Source organism: Blautia faecis, from assembly GCF_027662325.1.
Classification (GTDB): domain Bacteria; phylum Bacillota; class Clostridia; order Lachnospirales; family Lachnospiraceae; genus Blautia_A; species Blautia_A faecis.
The window spans coordinates 252189-270602 of the sequence record NZ_JAQDKY010000001.1; the positions used below are offsets into that span (position 1 = coordinate 252189).

The window sequence follows — 18414 nt, forward strand, 5'->3', positions numbered from 1 at the left end:
GAAGTGCTCTTGTTGTCGTGCTTATCAATCATTGATCCAGTGAATCAATTTTGATTTCATTCTCAAACCTGTGTCCTTTCACCTGAAATTCGTCATCTTTCCATTGGTATGGTCGTATAGAATTCTCTTTTTGTTACACCTGACTTTCTGTCCCTCTTCTTGTAATAAGGTATGGGCGGCTGATTTTTCACATCTCGTTTATCTCCGAATACTATCTCCATATCGGCTTCATCCCTAATCGCAAAACAAAAGCCCACGAACTGAATCAACCCGATTGCACATATTACAGGAAATATAACAAGCATAATTGTCATACACGCAGAAAACACCGATTTAAACAAAGGGTATATTTCCATATTTGTAACGAATCTTTTTTCTGTAATTACCATCAGCACAACACCACCTGCAAACAGAATCCACAGAAGATTGATTATCGGATAATTCCATAACTGCTGAATGCCAAGACGAAATCTGCACTCCTGTTTTTTTCTATTGTGCCTTCTTTCGTTAAACTCTTTATTATCCATTTTCCACCTTTCTTCTAAAACAGGGGATGGAAGCCCATCCCCCGGTACAAACTCAATCGTAATTCAAGCTGAATCCCTCTGACATGAAATTACTTAACTCCATAAGCAAATCATGTACATGGTTGTACTTTCTGAAAATAATGTTTTCAAGCGAACGGTCAGAATCAATAATGAAATGATTCTCTTCGTTGTACGAACCACAGCTTTCATCCTTTTCTATAAAAGACCAGAAATCAGCATCATACGCCATCGGGCGAATATTCTTATCTGCGAATTCCTTAATCTTTCCATATACATCCTCAGGAAGCTTATTACGATATTGTCTAATCTCAAACAGCTTGTTACTTATATAAGCTCTGTCCTCATATTCTTTAAGTGCTTCACTCATCAAGATATGACATTCTATGAGCATAGTTTCAATATTCTTATCCATTACTAATTCCTTTCTGATGAACAAGGGGATGAGGTTATCATCCCCCTGCCATCTTTGGTAATTTGATTAAGCCTTGAAAATCATCTCTACCTTACCCTTCATATTGAAGCTGATATCGATGGCATCGTTAAGCTTAGTGTCTTTCGGAAGGGTGATTCCATCTTTTAAGAAGAAATCTGCCGTACGAAGTCCTTCAACGTTCTCGTCCTGAAAAGCACAATAGATTTTTGTTCCGTTGACTTCTTCGCCACTGTTGTTTGTGAAATGGATTCCCTGTACACCAACAAGTTTAGCCTTCATAGCTAGTCTCCTTTCTGCTTCTGCTAATATCTGCATAGGCTTTTATATTTCGGTTGCGCTTCCGATGACTATAATATAAATCCTCTCAAAACTATTGTAAAAACCTTTGTACGATAGTTTTAAGCATAGTTTATGGTAGTTATTCTATCTTGATTTTTCGTATATATGCTTTATAATGGGTTTTAAGAAACAAATGATATTTTATTTATTCATTTTTCCGATGGAGTACACTATGGAGAACAAAACCGATAGAAAATCTGTAGGCTTACGAATACAGGAACTCAGAAAAAAAAATAAAGAAACTCAAAAAGACCTTGCAAGTGTTATTAGCACGACACCAAACTCCATTTCCAAACTTGAAAATGGAGAAATCGGCTTGACCTTCGATAATATGATTCTTATCTCGGAACACTATAATGTATCACTTGATTATTTATGCAAAGGCGAAGGTGGTTCAAACCTTCTCGAAACCCTTAACAAATATGTATCCCTGGATTATCACGATATTAGCGGCGTTACAGATAATGGCACCGTTTATCCTCTACCAACTCTGACAATTAACAGAGCTTATTTCGAGTATCTTATACAAACAGCTAACGCCAAAGCTGATAAGAACATTCCTGAAGAGCTAAAAACACAATGGCTTGACATAGAAACACAAAAATTCAACGAAAACATAATCCATGACACCTACAAGGACTATGCAACCATTATTCCTGTAAAAGAATCCATAATACACAGTAATCCCGATGTACTTATAACCGTTTCAAACTCGAAACTGAAAGATGTATAAAAAAAGAACTCAACCAAAGGAGAAATACGATGTCAGAACAAACTATCCAAGATGGTCTTTATTCCATTCCAGTACAGCTCGACAAGTATACCTGCCGTAGTCTCGGCGCTACTACAATCAAAGACCTTGTTAAGAACAAGGAGATAACCGGACTTACTGCCAAAGAATGTAAAGACATCAAAGCAAACAAGCCCGATGTTCTTGTATTAAACAAAAACAAAGAAATCGTAATCTTTATCGAAATGAAAACTCCTGACGAATTTCATTCAGATGCACTAAAACGTTTAGCGAAGTATCAGGAGCTTCTTGTAGCAAAACAGACCAAGGCTAAAATTTATGTAATCTCTGACGGAGATACATTCATTTGGTTCAATCCTCTTACAGAAGAACATATCCTCTATGAGGATGGATCTCCTGTATATAGAAAAATCAATCCTAAAGAATTATCTCAGGAACAAAACAAAGAACTAGCTGAGTTTATTGATGATGTTTGTTATTGCATCGATGATAAAAACAATCAGCTTATTCCTAAAGATTATATTGACCCTACACCATTAGCCAAAAAGACAGCGAGAATATTACAAAACATGTCTCTGTCGTCTGCCAAGAATTCTCTTTATACATTTGTTGAAATGTTCACCTTCAAGTTTCTATCCGATATTGGTGTTTTAAAAGGAATATACTGTTTTGACAGCGTATATGAAATATATGAAAAACAGAGTGCTAAAGATGCCTTTAAGCAATACCTCACCACAATAAGAGAGCAATTATTAGTTCTTTTTCCTGTTGCAGATGATAACACAACTATTATAAACGGTAGATTGTTTCATACTCAGGTCGATGAAATGGGAAATCCTATAATCATAGATAGTGCAGCTGATGGCTTTGGAAAGCTTTTGGATTGCTTCAAGGATTACGAGAACGAACACGGTAAATTCCTGTATATAAACAAAGATTTTAAATCTAAACTGTTTGAAACCTTTATGAAAAATAGTTCGGATAAAGAAGGTATGGGACAATTTTTCACACCATTAAAAGTCGTTCAAGAAATGGTGCGAATGGTTGATGTTCGTGAGGGAATGGATATCTGTGACCCTGCTTGCGGTGTTGGTAAGTTTTTATTAGAAGCATCATTGAAATTATCCAACCCCTTCTATTTTGAAAATGGCATCTTAAAAAAATCTGTTAACCTCTATGTGATGGAAAAAAGAATGGAAGATAACAATGATGATTTAACAACAATACTTGCTAAATCTAATCTATTATTATTCTATTCTGACCTTTTCAAAAACAACAGTGATGATTCTAAGCGTATACAAAAACTATCAAACGAATTACTTAGCACGGTTATAAAATCAAGTCACTCTACTCTTGGAACCCTTGAAAAGTTAGTTCCAGAAAAATACGATTTGATTTTAGCCAATCCACCATATTATCAAAGTGCTGTTATAACGGAAGCAAGCAAAAGTGTATCTTTATCTGGTAGTTCATCCAAAGCATATACAACTGGCGGCAGAGGAATAGAATCACTATTTACAGAATGGATTATTAAATCCCTCAAAAAAGGTGGTGAAGCTAATATCATTCTTCCCGATGGTATTTTCACAAACATCGCCAATGATAAATTAAAGAAATTTATACTTGATACTTGCTACATAGAAAGTATCATCTCCTTACCCGTTGGAACATTTTTCAACACTCCTAAAAAAACATACATACTTACAGTACACAAACGGACTGATGCAGAGAAGAGTTCTGCACAGCCTTATCCGATATTTGCTTATCTATGCAGCACAATAGGAGAAACTTTAGATTCGTACCGTTTCGATATCGATGATAATGACCTGAGAGACGCTGTTGATCTCTATACCCTGTATAAGAACAACAAGTCTCATTCCATGGTTCAAAATGCGGTAAATGATAATCCTCGAGCAAAACTTCTCAAAATAGAAAAGTTTGGGAAAGACGATAATTGGGATATTAATCTTCATTGGACAGATGAAGAAAAAGAAGCACTTGGAATAAAAAAGAAAGACAACATCATGAACCTCGATGAATTCAACGGATATATATCCGAACTAATCGATGAAATCCACGATTATCAGGGAGCGATAGAATGGTTAAAGGAAGATTTGTAAAAAAAACTATTCACGAAATATTTGATTTTAGCATCAGCACAAACAGTGGGTTGACTAAATCTTTTGTCAATTCACATAAAGGAACTGTACCCGTTTATGGTGCATCACAAGACCTATCTATCCCCTCTTATGGATATATCCAAGACGGTTTAGAAGGGATTAAATATTTCGATGATTGTCTAACATATAATAAAGATGGTGCATCTGGTTTAGTTTTCTTTAGAAAAGGGCATTTTACCATCTCGGAAAAAGTAGTCCCTCTTGTTATTTTTGAAGATATCCGCAATCAGCTTGATTGCAACTATCTTAAATATGCAATTGAAAACGAATCAAGAAAGCAGGAATACACTTTTTCAAATAAAGCTACAAAAATAACTTTCAAAAACATTGAGATTAAAATACCCATTCTTGATGATGGGACTTTTGATTTATCTAAGCAAATAACTCTTGCCCAGAAGTACAAAGAAGTTGAAGAAAAACGATTATCATTAATTAACAGATTAGACGAAATCAAAGATATTGCTTTCAGATTACCCAAAGATAAAAATATTAAATGGGCTGAGGTAAAATGTTCTTTTTTGTTCAAACCAACTAACGGAAATAGCATCTATACAAAAGAATACTGTAAAAATCACGCTGGAGATATCCCTCTCTATTCAGGTAACACCGAAGGTTCTTTTGATATGGTTGACAGTTTCGATTACGATGGCGAATATCTTACATGGGCGAAAGACGGTTTAGCAGGGTATATGATGCTTCATAGTGGAAAATTTTCTCTTACAGGACATAGAGGAATACTTATTCCAACAGATAATTGTCAAAATATCGATTTAACTTATATCAAATATGTTCTTGAACCCATCTTTCGAGCCAATAAAAAAGGTCGAGAAGGTGATTTGGGCAAAAACGAATATACTACATTAAACTCAGATATGATAAAGAAAATGAAGGATACTATACCAATCCCAATCTTAGATAACGGTTCATATGATATTGAAAAGCAAAAAGAATTAGCAATAAAGTATGAAAAATTAGAAAACATAAAATTGGAATTAATGAACAAAATAATCGAGCTAACTAACATCGTAATTGCCTAAAATGAAAGCACCCTCTGAACTATTCAGAAGGTGCTTTTTAACGTGTTCTCTTATTTGGTCGTAAATTGCTCGTAAATATTGACCTTGCCTACTTGTAACCACTGATTTTACGCCATTTCTTACGATAAAGATTTCATCGTCGGGAAAATCAGGATGTCTCTTAATCCATCTCTCCAATGTCCCACAAATGCCTATTTTTCGGGCTTTTTCGCATTTCGTGATTCCACGGAAATCTACGTTTTCCTACTATTTTTTGTACCGATTGGTACAAAATTGGTACAAGATTGGTACAAAGATTGTACCCCAAGATCCAGCTATAATAATTCTCTTACAACATATTCAAGACTGGTATGAAAATGCTGTTTCAAGACTTTTTAACGTTATATCCATATTCAATTTGAAGTGTTCATTCTTCCTGTGCCCATCTTTTCTGAACATATTCTTCTACCAGCTTCACCAACTCTTTGGCGGTCTGAATCTGTTCCTCAGCCTCGACCTTAGTAGCCATATAAAAATCATCATAATCACTGGCATGTCTTATTTCTTCTGATTCAGCAATTTTCTTTCCGAGCTTTCTTGGAAAAATCTCGGTTTTGACATAATTTTTATTGAAGTTTGCCAATGCATCCTTATGTCTTTTATAAGCATTTCCGTCTAGCGCATGAATTGCAGACACAGCATGATAGATTCCGTAATATGCACGATTATTGGCACCACGAAACTCTTTCGCACCGAGAAGGATCTCTGCGGCTTTAATGTCACTTTGTGCCGTTTCAATTCTATACAGAACCAGATCCTTCTGTGTTCCTTTTTCATTAGGCTGCTTCAAATAGCTTTACCCCCTCTTTTTCCACGTTTGCATAAAATGGGTACGCATCAACCCAATTTTGAAAATGCTGTTGACTTTTAGCTATGGGCTTTATATCAAGATCGTGATCCATATTAAAATCAAAGGTTTCACCAGATAATTCATGCCGATACTGTTTTATATCCATATCAGATAAATCCAGAAGAATCATAATATCTATATCTGAATCATCCCTGTAATCACCTCTTGCATAAGAACCATACAAAATCACCTTTTTTAAATGTTTTCCATATATTTTCTGCAAAATTTCTGTGTACTGGTCCAATAAATTTCGTGTTGTTATTGGCATAGTCCCACCTCCTGCTGCTCATTACCAATTTCAATGCCTCTCACGGCACCTTCTGTTCAAATATAGTAGATATCTTACTTTATTATAAGCGTACCACACTCGGTTATGCAATAAGTATTTTTCTCCAAATTTAGACAAACATCTCCCACTTAATAAGGAATAAAAGCAGCCACCCTATTATTTATAGAATAGCTGCTCAGTTAAAATTCCATATTCAGTTTTATTCTACAAATCTGACAGTGAAATTCGGTCGTATGCACCATTTTCTTATCTTCTGAGTGTGGCTCCAAACCGATAATTGTAATATCTTTCTGATCTGGACCGTAAACCCAGTACATTCTCATTGCGCCACTGGTTTTATTTTCCAGATATGATTGCCACACTTTCATTCCTGTACCTGCTTTCTAATTCTGCAAAAAAATCTTTGTAATCTCTTCCTTTTCCTTTTTCAATATCATGGTAACTGTCCATTACCATCTTACGGACATCTTTCTGGTTCTCTTCCATTGCATCTATAAAATCTGATTTTCTCACTGTTGCTGTTGCTCCCATCGACAATTCCTCCTTTCAAATTATCCAATGTTTCATTCACTTGTTATAGTCTATAGCTCCATAGCTTATCTTTTATTCCCTTTACATTTATTATAATCTTACTACCACTGCTTATGCAATAAGATTTTTTCGACAACGCCAGAAGAGAATCACGCATCCTTTTCCTGTCTGTTTTTCCATTCCTGCTTCTTTTCTTTCAGTTTTTTCTGGAAATCATCAAACTCTGCCTGTTTTAATTCTTTTGTTACTGTCGTATATATATCAAGTGTCACATCACTTCTGCTATGACCACACAGGTTCTGTATCACTTTAATATTTACTCCTGCTTCTACCAAGCGTGTTGTAAACGTATGTCTGAGTGAGTGGCAGGAGAAGTTTGGAAGTAACACGGGATTCTTTTTTTCTTTCAGAAGCTGTTTGTCATTACAGTCTCTTATAATACGCCGTAAAGCCCTATTTAGGGTTCCCTGGTTCTGCACATTACCAAAGCGGTTTACAAAAATGAAGTTGTGGTACCCGTCAATAGTTACTTTGGACTGTATTCCTGCCAGATCCTGCATTCTTTTCTCTAACAGGAACGCATTCTTTACTTCCTCCGTCATAGGAATCTGACGCACTCCAGCTTTGGTCTTCGGAGAATGAATATCGAAATAACAGCCGTTCTCATCCCGATGTTTATAATAAACCAGCGTATGGTTCACGTCTATTATTCCAGACTTTAAGTCGATATCATTCCAACGTAACCCGGTAATTTCACCTACACGCATTCCAGTTCCCAGCATAACTGTAAAAATAGGAAGCCAATGATAATACTGTGAGTTCTCTTTGGACAAAAATTCCATAAACAGCTCCTGCTCTGGTAATGTCAAAGCGCGTCTATGTGAATCCTCATAATGATGAGAACTTTTTAATTCTTTCAGCAAATTATCTGAAATATTTCTTCTTATGTAATTGTCTTCAACAGCAAGCTGCAGAATCTGATGTATCACTGTATGAATATTATCTATTGTCGCAATCTTTAGGCCCCTTGCATTACTCTGGAGAGGGTTACGTACAAGAAAGCTGATTACTAAAGGCCTATGGATTTTTATAGATGAGTTCCAGAATCTTTCTTTGAAAGAGGATTCCGTTCTGTTAGAAATGCTGTGTGAAGCAAGAAAGTATCATGTGAATATTGTGCTGGCTACTCAGTCAATCGCTGGATACAGAAACGATATCAAAGCAGCACTGGATAAAACGGCAGTCCATTCGTGACCGCAAGCACCTTTCCACCATACTTTCTTATTCGAGCCGAAAGTTATACTGTCCGGTGTCAGTGGTAAATTCTTTTCTGACCACTCTGCAATCAATTCTGGATGTACTGCCGCTAAGCTGTTACTCATATCAAAACCTCCACTTCCTCTGTGATTAAAGTATATGAGGTTTCGGCTTTTTCTTGTAGTTTGCGAATATCCGTAAAAATAGAAAAAGCCCTTTGAGAAAAGATTTCTCCTCTCTCAAAGGGCTTGATAAATGGGAATTTTCAAATTAGTCTTTGCAAATAACCTTTGAACCTTCACCATCAATTACAATTCCCTGACGGTTGTTAATCGGGCATAGATTCAAATCCGAAAACTCAGTCATTATTTTCTCGGTAACTTTCTTAAATGGTGCTGTAAGATAATGCGGAAGAACATAGAAATCAATCAAATCAAGCCCTGCATCATCTTCTTGTGAGTAGTCCTCTGGCTTTTCATCCATTTGCTCGATATATTGGATGCTTGGAGCGCATATAATTGCGCCTGCCGACTCGCCGATCATCAATTTTCCATTTGCCAATTCCTTTTTCAGTAGCCCATCAGTTCCCGTTTTACGGAGCTGGTCCATAAGAAAGAAAGAATTTCCGCCGGTAAAATATATCACATCTGCTTCTTCAAAAACAGACTGTATCGTTGAATAAGCCTCCGTTGAAATATCAATTTCAGTTACGATTGCTCCCAACTTTTTGAATAATTTTCGAGCCGAGCCGACATAACCGGTGTAGCCTTCACGCAGTGAAGCTGTTGGAATAAATGCGACTTTCTTATTTTCAATTTCTTCCTTTATCAGACTTCCCACACTTGAAAAGTGCGAACATAAAAATAGTTTCATCAATATTCTCCTTTATAAATACCGATTTATCTTTTTCTTTCTGAAAATGGGCAATTCCGCAATGGAACTGCCCATATATCTTTAAAATATGCGATTTTTAAGGCTCTGCACCGTTTCAAGCACCATTTGGTGTAAATTTGGTGTATTTGTGTATTTTCAGAGCTTTTTCACAAATGAAGTACATCCCGTTTTGCAAGGTAAAACGGTACTTCTTAATAGAGCTTTGCACCTGCCGGAATATGGTCATCTACCATAAGGAGATGAAGCTTTTCTTCGCCTTCTTCTTCGTGTACTGCACTGAGAAGCATACCACAAGAGTCAATGCCCATCATTGCTCTTGGAGGAAGATTTGTGATTGCGATAAGTGTCTTACCAACAAGTTCTTCCGGCTCGTAATATGCGTGAATACCGCTTAAAATGGTTCTATCTATGCCTGTTCCGTCATCAAGAGTGAACTGAAGGAGTTTCTTTGACTTCGGTACAGCAACGCATTCTTTAACCTTAACTGCTCTGAAATCTGACTTTGAGAATGTATCAAAATCAACATCTTCTTCAAACAAAGGCTCAACCTTTACCTTAGAAAAATCAATTTTTTCCGGCTCTGAATTTGGTGTAGAAACCTCTTTAGAACTTACACCATTTTCGGATTTTACACCACCGAGGGTCTTCATTGTCGGGAACAGCAACACATCACGAATAGCCTGGCTGTCTGTCAGCAGCATAACAAGACGGTCAATTCCGTATCCGATACCACCTGTCGGCGGCATACCGATTTCCAGCGCATTCAAGAAATCTTCATCTGTATGGTTTGCTTCTTCATCACCAGCATCTGCAAGTGCATCCTGCGCCTTGAAACGCTCGCGCTGATCAATCGGATCATTCAGCTCTGAATATGCGTTACACATTTCCCATGTATTAATGAAAAGCTCAAAACGCTCTACCTTGTTTGGATCAGAAGGTTTCTTCTTAGTCAACGGAGAAATCTCGATTGGGTGATCCATAATAAATGTAGGCTGAATCAGCTCTTTCTCACAATATTCTTCGAAGAAGAGATTGATAATATCGCCTTTCTTGTGACGCTCCTCATACTCGATATGATGTTCGGCAGCAAGCTTCTTGGCAGCTTCATCATCTGCAACCTGGTCAAAGTCAATTCCTGCATATTTCTTGATCGCATCATTCATGGTCAGACGCTCAAATGGCTTTCCAAGATCAATCTCGATACCATTGTAAGAAATCTTGGTGGAACCGCAGACCTTCTCCGCCAGATAGCGGAACATGGATTCCGTAAGTTCCATCATTCCTTCATAATCTGTATATGCCTGGTAAAGCTCCATCAGTGTAAATTCTGGATTGTGACGGGTATCAACACCCTCATTACGGAATACACGGCCAATCTCGTAGACTCTTTCAAGTCCGCCAACGATCAGTCGTTTCAGATAAAGTTCCAGTGAAATACGAAGCTTAACATCTTCATTCAGTGCATTGTAATGTGTCTCAAATGGTCTGGCAGCTGCACCACCAGCATTGGAAACCAGCATTGGAGTCTCTACTTCCATGAAGTCACGGCCAGCAAGGAAGTTTCGGATCTCTTTAATGACCTGAGAGCGCTTGATAAATACGTTCTTGCTCTCCTGGTTCATGATCAAATCTACATATCTCTGACGATAACGCATATCTGTATCTGTCAGTCCGTGGAATTTCTCCGGAAGGATCTGCAGGCTCTTTGATAAAAGAGTCATTTTCTCTGCATGAATAGAAATCTCACCGGTTCTGGTTCTAAATGCAAAACCTTCCAGACCGAAGATATCGCCGATATCAGATTTCTTAAAGTCTGCATAAGAATCTGCTCCGATAGCGTCTCTTGCAACATATACCTGAATGTTTCCCTGTAAGTCCTGGATATTGCAGAAAGAAGCTTTTCCCATGACTCTCTTGAACATCATACGTCCAGCGATTGCCACATGGAGCGGGCTGGCATCCATAATACTTCTTCTCTCTTCGTAGTCGTTCTTCTGAACTTCCTTCGCCTGCTCTTCATCAAGACCTGTTACATCCGGCTCTGTACGATCCTTCAGCAGCTCTGCTTCGTGTGCCTCATAAAGGTTCTTTACTTCCAATGAATGATGGGTCTGATTAAATTTTGTTATCTGAAATGGATCCTTGCCATTCGCCTGAAGCTCTGCCAGTTTATCACGGCGGATTTTCAGAAGCTGATTCAGATCCTGATTCTTCTGTTCTGCCACTTTTGTGCCTCCTTAAATATTACGCTGGATTTCCAGCACTTTGTACTTCATGATACCGGATGGCAGCTCTACTTCTACAATATCACCTGTGTGTGCGCCCATAAGAGCCTTTCCTACAGGAGATTCATTAGAAATCTTGCCTTCCAGGCTGTTTGCCTCTGTGGAGCCAACCAGCTTCAGTTCTATATCTTCGTCAAACTCGAAGTCATGTACTCTTACTTTACATCCTACGCTGATCTTGTCAAGATCTACTTCGTCCTCAACTACAACCTCAGCGTTCTTCAGGATTTTCTCAATTTCTTCAATACGCGCTTCGATATCTCTCTGCTCATCTTTAGCTGCATCGTACTCTGCATTCTCGGACAGGTCTCCCTGCTCTCTTGCCTCTTTGATCTTACCTGCTACTTCTTTTCTTTTTACTACCTTTAAATCATGCAGCTCTTCTTCCAGTTTTTTAAGTCCTGCATAGGTTAGTAAGTTCTTCTTTTCTTCCATTATAGCCTTACTCCCTTTCATTCCGGCGGCTTGTCGCCCCGTATCATACATTTCTTATATGCTGTTTCTCCCGGAAAATTCCATTACTATAAAAGTCCTGAACAAAAAGCTGCAGAAATATACCAACCACAGATAACATTCATTCGCCAAACAGTCCACTTTTATAATTGTTAATGCCTGCAGAAGCAGACATTTCATTACCCAAAAGGGTACAAATTCACTAGGATATTCACAGTTTCACCATTATAGCTAAATCAACAGGCATTGTCAAGACAGAAAAATAGCGAACAAATGTAAAAAAAGATGCCGCAGAACCACCATTTTCCGTGATTCTGCGGCATCTTACTTCTAAATTATGCTATTCTCTCAGAATATGCTTCTGAAGGGGGAAAAGTTATCCTTCGATGGCAATGTGTTTCTTCTCTTCCACTGCTGGTTTCGCTTCTTTCTTCGGAACAAACAGTTTCAGAATGCCATGTTTAAACTCAGCCTTAATATCCTCCTGCTGTACGTCCTCGCCTACATAAAAGCTTCTGCTGCAGGCTCCTGCGTAACGCTCCCTGCGGATATAATGACCGGATTCTTTCTCCTGCTCATCTTTGTCCAGACCTTTCTCAGCGCTGATGGTCAGATAGCCATTCTCCAGGGAAGCCTTAATCTCATCTTTGGTAAATCCTGGAAGATCAACTACCAGCTGATAACCGTTATCCATTTCCTTAATATCAGTCTTCATAACGTGGCTGGCTCTCTTGCCATAAAGCTTCTTCTCGGTATCTTTCATTGCTTTATCATCATAATAGAATGGAAAATCATTAAAGAAATCATCAAATAAGTTCTCTCCAAAAATACTAGGCATTAACATAAGTCATCTCTCCTTTTTATATATGCTGTTTACCTTGTTTCTTGGAACTCGGGTGGTAGGGAATTCATAAAGCCTTTCGCTTTTGCTTTCTTTTTATCCCCTTCCTTTGTTCTAGTTGTAATATAGCACCTATTATTAGCACTGTCAATAGGTGAGTGCTAATATTTTTGTGAAGAATTTGTGAACGCTACGGTCTGTGCTAGACGGATATCCACCGGACATCCAGTCCCCATCACATACTGCATAAAAAGGAACAACATATTTTTGCAACTTATCTTGCACTTTCACTGCTATCAACAAATGTATCTTCTGTTTATATATATTATTACCATGAATTTGCATTGCTCAGTCTACAATCCCCAATAACCAGTCTCTGGCATTAATACGTCGAATTCCCTCATATTGTTCTTCTGGTTCTTCATCCATTGTTAAGATAATCTTTGGATAATGATCTCGTATCGCCTGTAATGGCCTTAATTCTCTTAAAAGTGTATTTTCATCTCGTACAGTCAGTGCCACCTGGAAATATACTGTTCCCTTTTTATTCTGTGCCACAAAATCCACTTCATATGAATCGATTTTTCCAACATACACCTCATATCCTCGACGTAACAATTCCAGATAGACTATATTTTCCAGAACATGTCCTGCATCTGCCTGCCTCGAACCTAAAAGCATATACCTCATTCCAATATCAACTATATAATATTTTTCAAGAGTTTTTAAATATTGTTTTCCCTTTATATTATAACGTTTTGCCTGATATATAATATAACTCTCGCTAAAAGCCTCTAGATATTTTTCCACCGTTTTTGTATCAATTTTTCGCCCTTCTGAGGTCATCGTATCTGCAATTTTTTTTGATGACAATGGATTTCCTATATTATCAAACACAAATCTTAAGACACTCTTAAGCATCATAGTATCTGTAATTTTTTTTCTGTTTATAATATCCTTTACAACAATCGTATTATAGATTCCTTCCAGATAATCTCTGATCTCATCTGGCTGATTTTTTAATTCCAGTGTAAACGGAAATGAACTATTCTGCAAATACTCAGCATATTTGATTCCTCTGTCATTCATACTGCCAGTACTCTCCATATATTCCTTAAAAGACAACGGCAACATTTCAATCTGAATATATCTTCCTGAAATCATAGTTGCAATCTCACTGGACAACATATATGCATTGGAACCAGTCACATAAATATCTATGTTTTTTTTAATATAAAGACTGTCCAACACTTTCGGAAAATCTGTTACATTCTGAATTTCATCAAGGAAAATATATGTCATTTTTCCATCAAGCAGACGTTCCTTTAAATATTTATATAATTTCCTGTAATCTGTCAGTTCTTCATAATCAAGATCTTCAAAATTAATAGAAATAATCTGTTCTTCCTCAATCCCATGCTCTTTTAAATAATTGCGATAAATTTCCAGAAGCATAGATTTTCCACAACGTCGTACACCTGTAACAATTTTAATCAACTGCTTATCTTTCCAGGCTATCAGTTTTTCTAAATATTCTTTTCTTTCTATAATCATAATAATGCTCCTTTCTTTACTAATTATATTCCAAAAGCAACAAAAAAATCAATAGTTTTAGGATTGTAGTCCCAAAACTATTGATTTTTTATTTTTATTGGAACAAAAATCAACTTACTAGCTGCTTCTGATAATTTACTGATGGCAATAGATCTTGCAGATGGCATTACTTTCCACAGCACTCCACAATGGCCTTTTCCACATCTTCTATCTGGAATGGTTTTGCCAGATGTGCGGTCATGCCGGCTGCGAGACATCTTTTTGCATCTTCCTCAAATGCATTTGCAGTCATTGCAATGATCGGAACTGTTTTTGCATCCGCCCTGTCCATAGCACGTATGGCTTTTGTTGCTGCGATACCATCCATAACAGGCATCATGACATCCATCAATATGGCATCAAAGGTTCCCGGAGAATTACTTTCGAAGTACTCCACCGCCTGTCTGCCGTTTTTTGCAACTGTAACCTTCGCACCGTCATCAGTCAGCAACATTTCTATGATTTCAGCATTAAGCTCATTATCCTCGGCTGCCAACAGATGCAATCCACGAATATTATATTTCTCTGCAATTTCCTCATCCTTTTTCTGTTTCTCTGCAATCTCAAAAGGAATGGTAATGACAAACACAGATCCAACTCCCACCTGACTTGTCACTTCAATACTTCCATGCATCTGCTCAATCAATCCCCTGGCAATCGCCATTCCCAGACCAGTTCCCTGATAAACACTACGGGCATCTGTTTTTTCCTGTGAGAACGGATCAAAAATGCGGCTCAGGAACTCTGCACTCATCCCTATACCTGTATCAGAAATTGTCCATCTGTATGTACAGATCCCATCATGTACATCTACAGCCTCCATTACCGTGGTAATCTTTCCTCCCGGCCGGTTATACTTAATGCAGTTTCCATAGATATTCAGAAAAATCTGGCGAAGATGCAGTGAGCTTCCATAGACATAAGGATAGGGAATATCCTCCTTATTTTTCTCATAAATCCACTGAATATCCTCATCTGCTGCCCTGTGTGTGATAATGCTCTCAATCTCATAGACCAGATCTTTAAGACAGATATATTCATGAGTCAAAACAATATGACCTTCCTCTATTTTGCTCATCTGCAGAACATCATTAATAAGGGAAAGTAAATAATCCGCTGCTATCTTCATCTTTTTATGATTTTCCCGTATCAGTGCTTTATCCTCAAAATGGGTCTCATCAATCTTTAACAGACCAATAATACCATTCAAAGGTGTCCTGATATCATGGCTCATACGGCTTAGGAAATTCGTTTTCGCCCTGCTCTCGGCACGCATTTCATTAAATGCAGCCTGAAGGCGTGCCTGTTCCTGCTCATCCCGTTCATGTCTCTGTGTGGTATCCTGCAACAGAATGATTGCATAAATCATAGGGATCTCAGCAAGAATTTCTGTATCAAACACCACCATTCTGGTCATAAGAACTGTTTTCTGTACCCAGCGGATACTTCCATCATCTTCGCGGGCACAATACTCCACAGACATATTTGTTTCTCCGTTCTCAAACCTCTTACGAAGCTTTTCACAATTATCTGTCATACAGTAACCGGCAATTGTTTCCTGGGTGATTTTTTTCTCATATTCCCAGCAGTAATCCTGATAAGAACATGGAAGTGAATAATCCATAAAAAGTTCCCGGCTCTTCTGTTCTTTTCCATTCAGTACAATCCTTCTTTCCAGAACATCTTTTGTCAGATTTACTGTATAGATCACATCTGACAATTCCAGAAGCGCATCCACATAGCTGTCATTTTCCAGGATAGACTGTTTCAGCTGTTCATAATAAAGCTGCAGCTGCTCTTTTGCCCCTGTCTGACCTTCTGAAGTCTTTCGGATGGTTTCAAATGCCAGGAGAAAATGATGCAGCTTTTTGTCCTCATCCCAGTCCACAGGAATCAGTGTCAGGCGGTTATATGCCCCCTGTTTCCCGATATTATACTCATATTCCAGCACATTTTCTTCGTATGCATTTTCTTTTGAAGTTCCGAAATCTGCAGCCCTTCGCGAATATCTGCCTGACAGGACTTTTCAATCTGTTCCTCTATGATCTGTTCCACTGCACCGGAATATGCACCATCAGAGGCCAGGAAAAAATTTTCACTGGAACGAATCGCCCGATAGGTATCCATCCCGGCATCACAATACAGACAATCTGAGAAATTACTGCCGTGCTGATTAAGCAGCTTTAACAGCTGATATCCCTGATTCTTTTCTGCTGCAGCCTCTTCCCTTTTTACATGATTCTTATTGATATACATGTTTTTGTCTGCGCAGTTAAACAGCTCCCTCATTGTACTTCCGGGAAAATCACAGGCCAGTGCAAAACCTACCGCATAGCTTAGCTGAGTATCCGGATACACTCTGGATTCCTCTGCCATATCTCTGCGCACCTTTTCAAGGCACTGTGTCATCTGTTCCCTGTCCAGTCCATGGGTAACTACAAGAAACTCATCTCCACCTGCTCTTCCCACAAACTGCTCTGCTGGTATGGAAGCCCGCAGGCAGATAGCAAATCTACGGATATAGGCATCACCGGCTTCATGTCCTCTGCTGTCATTAATACGCCGGAGATTATTAAGGTCAAAACTGCAGACACCGGTATCTGCATCCGTTTCTTCCTCACTCAGTAATTCTTCACATTTATTTTTGTTCGGAAGTCCTGTCGCATCATCCAGATATACTTTTCGCTGCAACAGACGGTTCATTGCAGCATACTGTATTGCTTTTATAAACTCATATCCGATCAGCAGCATCAACACAACAATATCTGCTGTGATATATTTTTCAAGCAATGATAAGGATGTGGCTTTTTTCTGCGAATATTTTTCGGCCAGACCTGTTGCTTCATCACAGATTACAAAGAAATCCTCACTTCTGGATATAATATCTGTTTTTTCATATCCTTCAGACCGCCCCAAACAGATTTCTTTATACAGATCAGAAAATCCCTCGTCCAGTTCCTGCATTTTATTCTGAAAATCCGTATCATTCAGATATACCAGATTCAGTTTCGTATTTCCATTGCGCAGACCATCAATGAAAGACCTTACCTCCTGGATCATTGCATCGTCCTGTTCCCCGGCAACCTCCAGCTTGATGATCCTCTGTGTCTCTCCACGGACTAAACCAGTATAATTTACAATACGGGCCGTTCCCTGAATATCAGAAACAATTCCCATCATTATAATAATAAGAATAGCCAGAATAACTGCCAGAACACCAATACTGACCTGAATCATACTGGATTTCTTTTTCTTATTCTTTACTTCGGACATGGTCCTCCCCCTTCTTGTTTTATTCTGTAAAAAATGGCCTGGATGAACCGATATCCCAGATATCCTGATATAGCGCCTGCCAGGACTCCGCCAAGAACATCTGTGGGATAATGCACATACAAATACAATCTTGATATTCCTATCAGACAGGCAAGAACCAGAACCGGTTTCCACAGCTTCTTTTCTCCCATTCTTTCAGCATATACATTATTTTACCCTACTTTTTCCTGTATGCCTACTCAAATTTGAATGTATTTATTTATAAACAGGATTAGGGTGTCAAAAGGTCACTGACCTTTGATATATATTTCCTTTTGCATCAAATAAGTGAAACCGGCTCAGTTCCGGTTCTTCTTTTGGATCTCGCTCAAACCGAAGAATATACTGTTCCAGTAATTTCTCAACTTCTTTCTGGTTATCCAATTTGCCAAGATACTCCTTCTCTTTGAACAATTGCCAGCCTGCTTTTCCATCAAGACCAGCGTCTTTGAAAAATGTCAGTAACTTATCACTTCCTTTCAGGCAAAGAAAAAGACGCAAGCCACATTTCTATGACTCACGCCTTACTTCGCTCACAATATTCTATTTTCATTAGTTATCTGCTAGATTGTTTACTGGCAACATTTATACATAAATCAATTCCTTGAGAATAATCTCTTCCGCAATCGCTCTGTGCTGATTAGCAGCTCTTACCCAGGCAATCTGATTTTTCTCTTTATCCGGTAATGGTTCTTTTTCTTCCAACTGTTTCAGGATCACTTCTTCCCGTTCTCTGGCTACCTGCGTTCATTTTATTAGCACTCTCCATTTCTCATCATTTT

21 protein-coding genes and 1 pseudogene are annotated in these 18414 nt (G+C 38.2%); 4 read left to right on the top strand and 18 right to left on the bottom strand.

The window, feature by feature from the left end:
• Positions 1-92 precede the first annotated feature (92 nt).
• From PGQ38_RS00965 to PGQ38_RS00975, 3 genes are all read right to left on the bottom strand, one after another.
• Entirely contained in the window at positions 93-527 is a 435-nt protein-coding gene (locus tag PGQ38_RS00965; protein WP_204454643.1) for a hypothetical protein, read from the bottom strand.
• A gap of 52 nt (positions 528-579) precedes the next feature.
• Positions 580-915 carry a hypothetical protein gene (locus tag PGQ38_RS00970; RefSeq protein ID WP_270430559.1) on the bottom strand — a complete coding sequence of 112 codons (336 nt, stop codon included), beginning with the start codon at positions 913-915 and terminating at the stop codon, positions 580-582.
• Positions 916-1026: 111 nt separating this feature from the next.
• Positions 1027-1260 (bottom strand): hypothetical protein, encoded by a 234-nt coding sequence (locus PGQ38_RS00975; protein WP_204454647.1) that lies wholly within the window; start codon positions 1258-1260, stop codon positions 1027-1029.
• Between the two features lie 232 nt (positions 1261-1492).
• On the opposite strand from PGQ38_RS00975, the gene PGQ38_RS00980 reads away from it, so the two are divergent.
• Genes PGQ38_RS00980 through PGQ38_RS00990 form a run of 3 tightly spaced genes read left to right on the top strand, consistent with a single transcriptional unit; the run spans position 1493 to position 5288 of the window.
• Entirely contained in the window at positions 1493-2053 is a 561-nt protein-coding gene (locus tag PGQ38_RS00980) for a helix-turn-helix domain-containing protein (RefSeq protein WP_204454649.1), read from the top strand.
• Positions 2054-2082: 29 nt separating this feature from the next.
• On the top strand, positions 2083-4191 hold the full coding sequence (locus PGQ38_RS00985; RefSeq protein ID WP_270430561.1) for an HsdM family class I SAM-dependent methyltransferase: 2109 nt from the start codon (positions 2083-2085) through the stop codon (positions 4189-4191).
• On the top strand, positions 4170-5288 hold the full coding sequence (locus PGQ38_RS00990; protein WP_204454653.1) for a restriction endonuclease subunit S: 1119 nt from the start codon (positions 4170-4172) through the stop codon (positions 5286-5288). The genes PGQ38_RS00985 and PGQ38_RS00990 overlap by 22 nt, the downstream gene beginning before the upstream one ends.
• Positions 5289-5694: 406 nt before the next feature.
• Here PGQ38_RS00990 and PGQ38_RS00995 read toward each other — a convergent pair whose 3' ends face one another.
• The 4 genes from PGQ38_RS00995 to PGQ38_RS01010 form a co-directional block, all read right to left on the bottom strand.
• Positions 5695-6117: a HEPN domain-containing protein gene (locus tag PGQ38_RS00995; protein WP_204454655.1), complete on the bottom strand. Its 423-nt coding sequence runs from the start codon at positions 6115-6117 to the stop codon at positions 5695-5697.
• A complete protein-coding gene (locus PGQ38_RS01000) occupies positions 6104-6445 on the bottom strand; it encodes a nucleotidyltransferase domain-containing protein (protein ID WP_173703807.1) in 342 nt (113 codons plus the stop codon). The genes PGQ38_RS00995 and PGQ38_RS01000 overlap by 14 nt, the downstream gene beginning before the upstream one ends.
• Before the next feature lie 357 nt (positions 6446-6802).
• A complete protein-coding gene (locus tag PGQ38_RS01005; protein WP_204454659.1) occupies positions 6803-6997 on the bottom strand; it encodes a hypothetical protein in 195 nt (64 codons plus the stop codon).
• A gap of 149 nt (positions 6998-7146) precedes the next feature.
• Positions 7147-7986, bottom strand: coding sequence for a site-specific integrase (locus PGQ38_RS01010; protein WP_330674418.1), 840 nt, complete (start codon positions 7984-7986; stop codon positions 7147-7149).
• Positions 7987-8086: 100 nt separating this feature from the next.
• Here PGQ38_RS01010 and PGQ38_RS20330 point away from each other — a divergent pair, with 100 nt between their 5' ends.
• The gene (locus PGQ38_RS20330) at positions 8087-8251 is read left to right on the top strand and encodes a hypothetical protein (RefSeq protein ID WP_373118348.1); all 165 of its coding nucleotides are present in this window, start codon (positions 8087-8089) and stop codon (positions 8249-8251) included.
• Here PGQ38_RS20330 and PGQ38_RS01015 read toward each other — a convergent pair.
• The 11 genes and pseudogenes from PGQ38_RS01015 to PGQ38_RS01065 form a co-directional block, all read right to left on the bottom strand.
• Complete coding sequence (locus PGQ38_RS01015; RefSeq protein WP_202017096.1) at positions 8185-8379, bottom strand: zinc-ribbon domain-containing protein; 195 nt, start codon at positions 8377-8379, stop codon at positions 8185-8187. The genes PGQ38_RS20330 and PGQ38_RS01015 overlap by 67 nt on opposite strands.
• Positions 8380-8524: 145 nt before the next feature.
• The gene (locus PGQ38_RS01020) at positions 8525-9127 is read right to left on the bottom strand and encodes a Type 1 glutamine amidotransferase-like domain-containing protein (RefSeq protein ID WP_055271744.1); all 603 of its coding nucleotides are present in this window, start codon (positions 9125-9127) and stop codon (positions 8525-8527) included.
• Positions 9128-9339: 212 nt separating this feature from the next.
• Positions 9340-11373 carry a lysine--tRNA ligase gene (gene lysS / locus PGQ38_RS01025; RefSeq protein WP_270430562.1) on the bottom strand — a complete coding sequence of 678 codons (2034 nt, stop codon included), beginning with the start codon at positions 11371-11373 and terminating at the stop codon, positions 9340-9342.
• A 12-nt stretch (positions 11374-11385) separates the two neighbouring features.
• The gene (gene greA, locus PGQ38_RS01030; RefSeq protein ID WP_148461413.1) at positions 11386-11868 is read right to left on the bottom strand and encodes a transcription elongation factor GreA; all 483 of its coding nucleotides are present in this window, start codon (positions 11866-11868) and stop codon (positions 11386-11388) included.
• Positions 11869-12262: 394 nt separating this feature from the next.
• Entirely contained in the window at positions 12263-12730 is a 468-nt protein-coding gene (locus PGQ38_RS01035; RefSeq protein ID WP_148461412.1) for an Hsp20/alpha crystallin family protein, read from the bottom strand.
• 345 nt (positions 12731-13075) lie between these two features.
• Positions 13076-14281 (bottom strand): ATP-binding protein, encoded by a 1206-nt coding sequence (locus tag PGQ38_RS01040; protein ID WP_204454670.1) that lies wholly within the window; start codon positions 14279-14281, stop codon positions 13076-13078.
• A gap of 166 nt (positions 14282-14447) precedes the next feature.
• Positions 14448-16271 carry an ATP-binding protein gene (locus PGQ38_RS01045; protein ID WP_270430564.1) on the bottom strand — a complete coding sequence of 608 codons (1824 nt, stop codon included), beginning with the start codon at positions 16269-16271 and terminating at the stop codon, positions 14448-14450.
• Positions 16220-17593: a GGDEF domain-containing protein gene (locus PGQ38_RS01050; RefSeq protein ID WP_270430566.1), complete on the bottom strand. Its 1374-nt coding sequence runs from the start codon at positions 17591-17593 to the stop codon at positions 16220-16222. The genes PGQ38_RS01045 and PGQ38_RS01050 overlap by 52 nt, the downstream gene beginning before the upstream one ends.
• Positions 17581-17784 carry a phosphatase PAP2 family protein gene (locus PGQ38_RS01055; RefSeq protein WP_319017142.1) on the bottom strand — a complete coding sequence of 68 codons (204 nt, stop codon included), beginning with the start codon at positions 17782-17784 and terminating at the stop codon, positions 17581-17583. Before PGQ38_RS01055 ends, PGQ38_RS01050 begins: the two co-directional genes overlap by 13 nt.
• A gap of 88 nt (positions 17785-17872) precedes the next feature.
• Positions 17873-18046, bottom strand: coding sequence for a hypothetical protein (locus PGQ38_RS01060; RefSeq protein ID WP_226840925.1), 174 nt, complete (start codon positions 18044-18046; stop codon positions 17873-17875).
• Between the two features lie 171 nt (positions 18047-18217).
• Positions 18218-18376, bottom strand: a pseudogene (locus PGQ38_RS01065) (TnpV protein); the annotation flags it as partial.
• Positions 18377-18414: the final 38 nt, after the last annotated feature.

Bases quoted from the DNA above. Each gene is read 5' to 3' on its own strand.
- PGQ38_RS00965 (WP_204454643.1), bottom strand. From the start codon at position 527: ATGGATAATAAAGAGTTTAACGAAAGAAGGCACAATAGAAAAAAACAG.
- PGQ38_RS00970 (WP_270430559.1), bottom strand. From the start codon at position 915: ATGAGTGAAGCACTTAAAGAATATGAGGACAGAGCTTATATAAGTAAC.
- PGQ38_RS00975 (WP_204454647.1), bottom strand. From the start codon at position 1,260: ATGAAGGCTAAACTTGTTGGTGTACAGGGAATCCATTTCACAAACAAC.
- PGQ38_RS00980 (WP_204454649.1), top strand. From the start codon at position 1,493: ATGGAGAACAAAACCGATAGAAAATCTGTAGGCTTACGAATACAGGAA.
- PGQ38_RS00985 (WP_270430561.1), top strand. From the start codon at position 2,083: ATGTCAGAACAAACTATCCAAGATGGTCTTTATTCCATTCCAGTACAG.
- PGQ38_RS00990 (WP_204454653.1), top strand. From the start codon at position 4,170: ATGGTTAAAGGAAGATTTGTAAAAAAAACTATTCACGAAATATTTGAT.
- PGQ38_RS01000 (WP_173703807.1), bottom strand. From the start codon at position 6,445: ATGCCAATAACAACACGAAATTTATTGGACCAGTACACAGAAATTTTG.
- PGQ38_RS01005 (WP_204454659.1), bottom strand. From the start codon at position 6,997: ATGGGAGCAACAGCAACAGTGAGAAAATCAGATTTTATAGATGCAATG.
- PGQ38_RS01015 (WP_202017096.1), bottom strand. From the start codon at position 8,379: ATGAGTAACAGCTTAGCGGCAGTACATCCAGAATTGATTGCAGAGTGG.
- PGQ38_RS01020 (WP_055271744.1), bottom strand. From the start codon at position 9,127: ATGAAACTATTTTTATGTTCGCACTTTTCAAGTGTGGGAAGTCTGATA.
- greA (WP_148461413.1), bottom strand. From the start codon at position 11,868: ATGGAAGAAAAGAAGAACTTACTAACCTATGCAGGACTTAAAAAACTG.
- PGQ38_RS01035 (WP_148461412.1), bottom strand. From the start codon at position 12,730: ATGTTAATGCCTAGTATTTTTGGAGAGAACTTATTTGATGATTTCTTT.
- PGQ38_RS01040 (WP_204454670.1), bottom strand. From the start codon at position 14,281: ATGATTATAGAAAGAAAAGAATATTTAGAAAAACTGATAGCCTGGAAA.
- PGQ38_RS01050 (WP_270430566.1), bottom strand. From the start codon at position 17,593: ATGTCCGAAGTAAAGAATAAGAAAAAGAAATCCAGTATGATTCAGGTC.
- PGQ38_RS01055 (WP_319017142.1), bottom strand. From the start codon at position 17,784: ATGGGAGAAAAGAAGCTGTGGAAACCGGTTCTGGTTCTTGCCTGTCTG.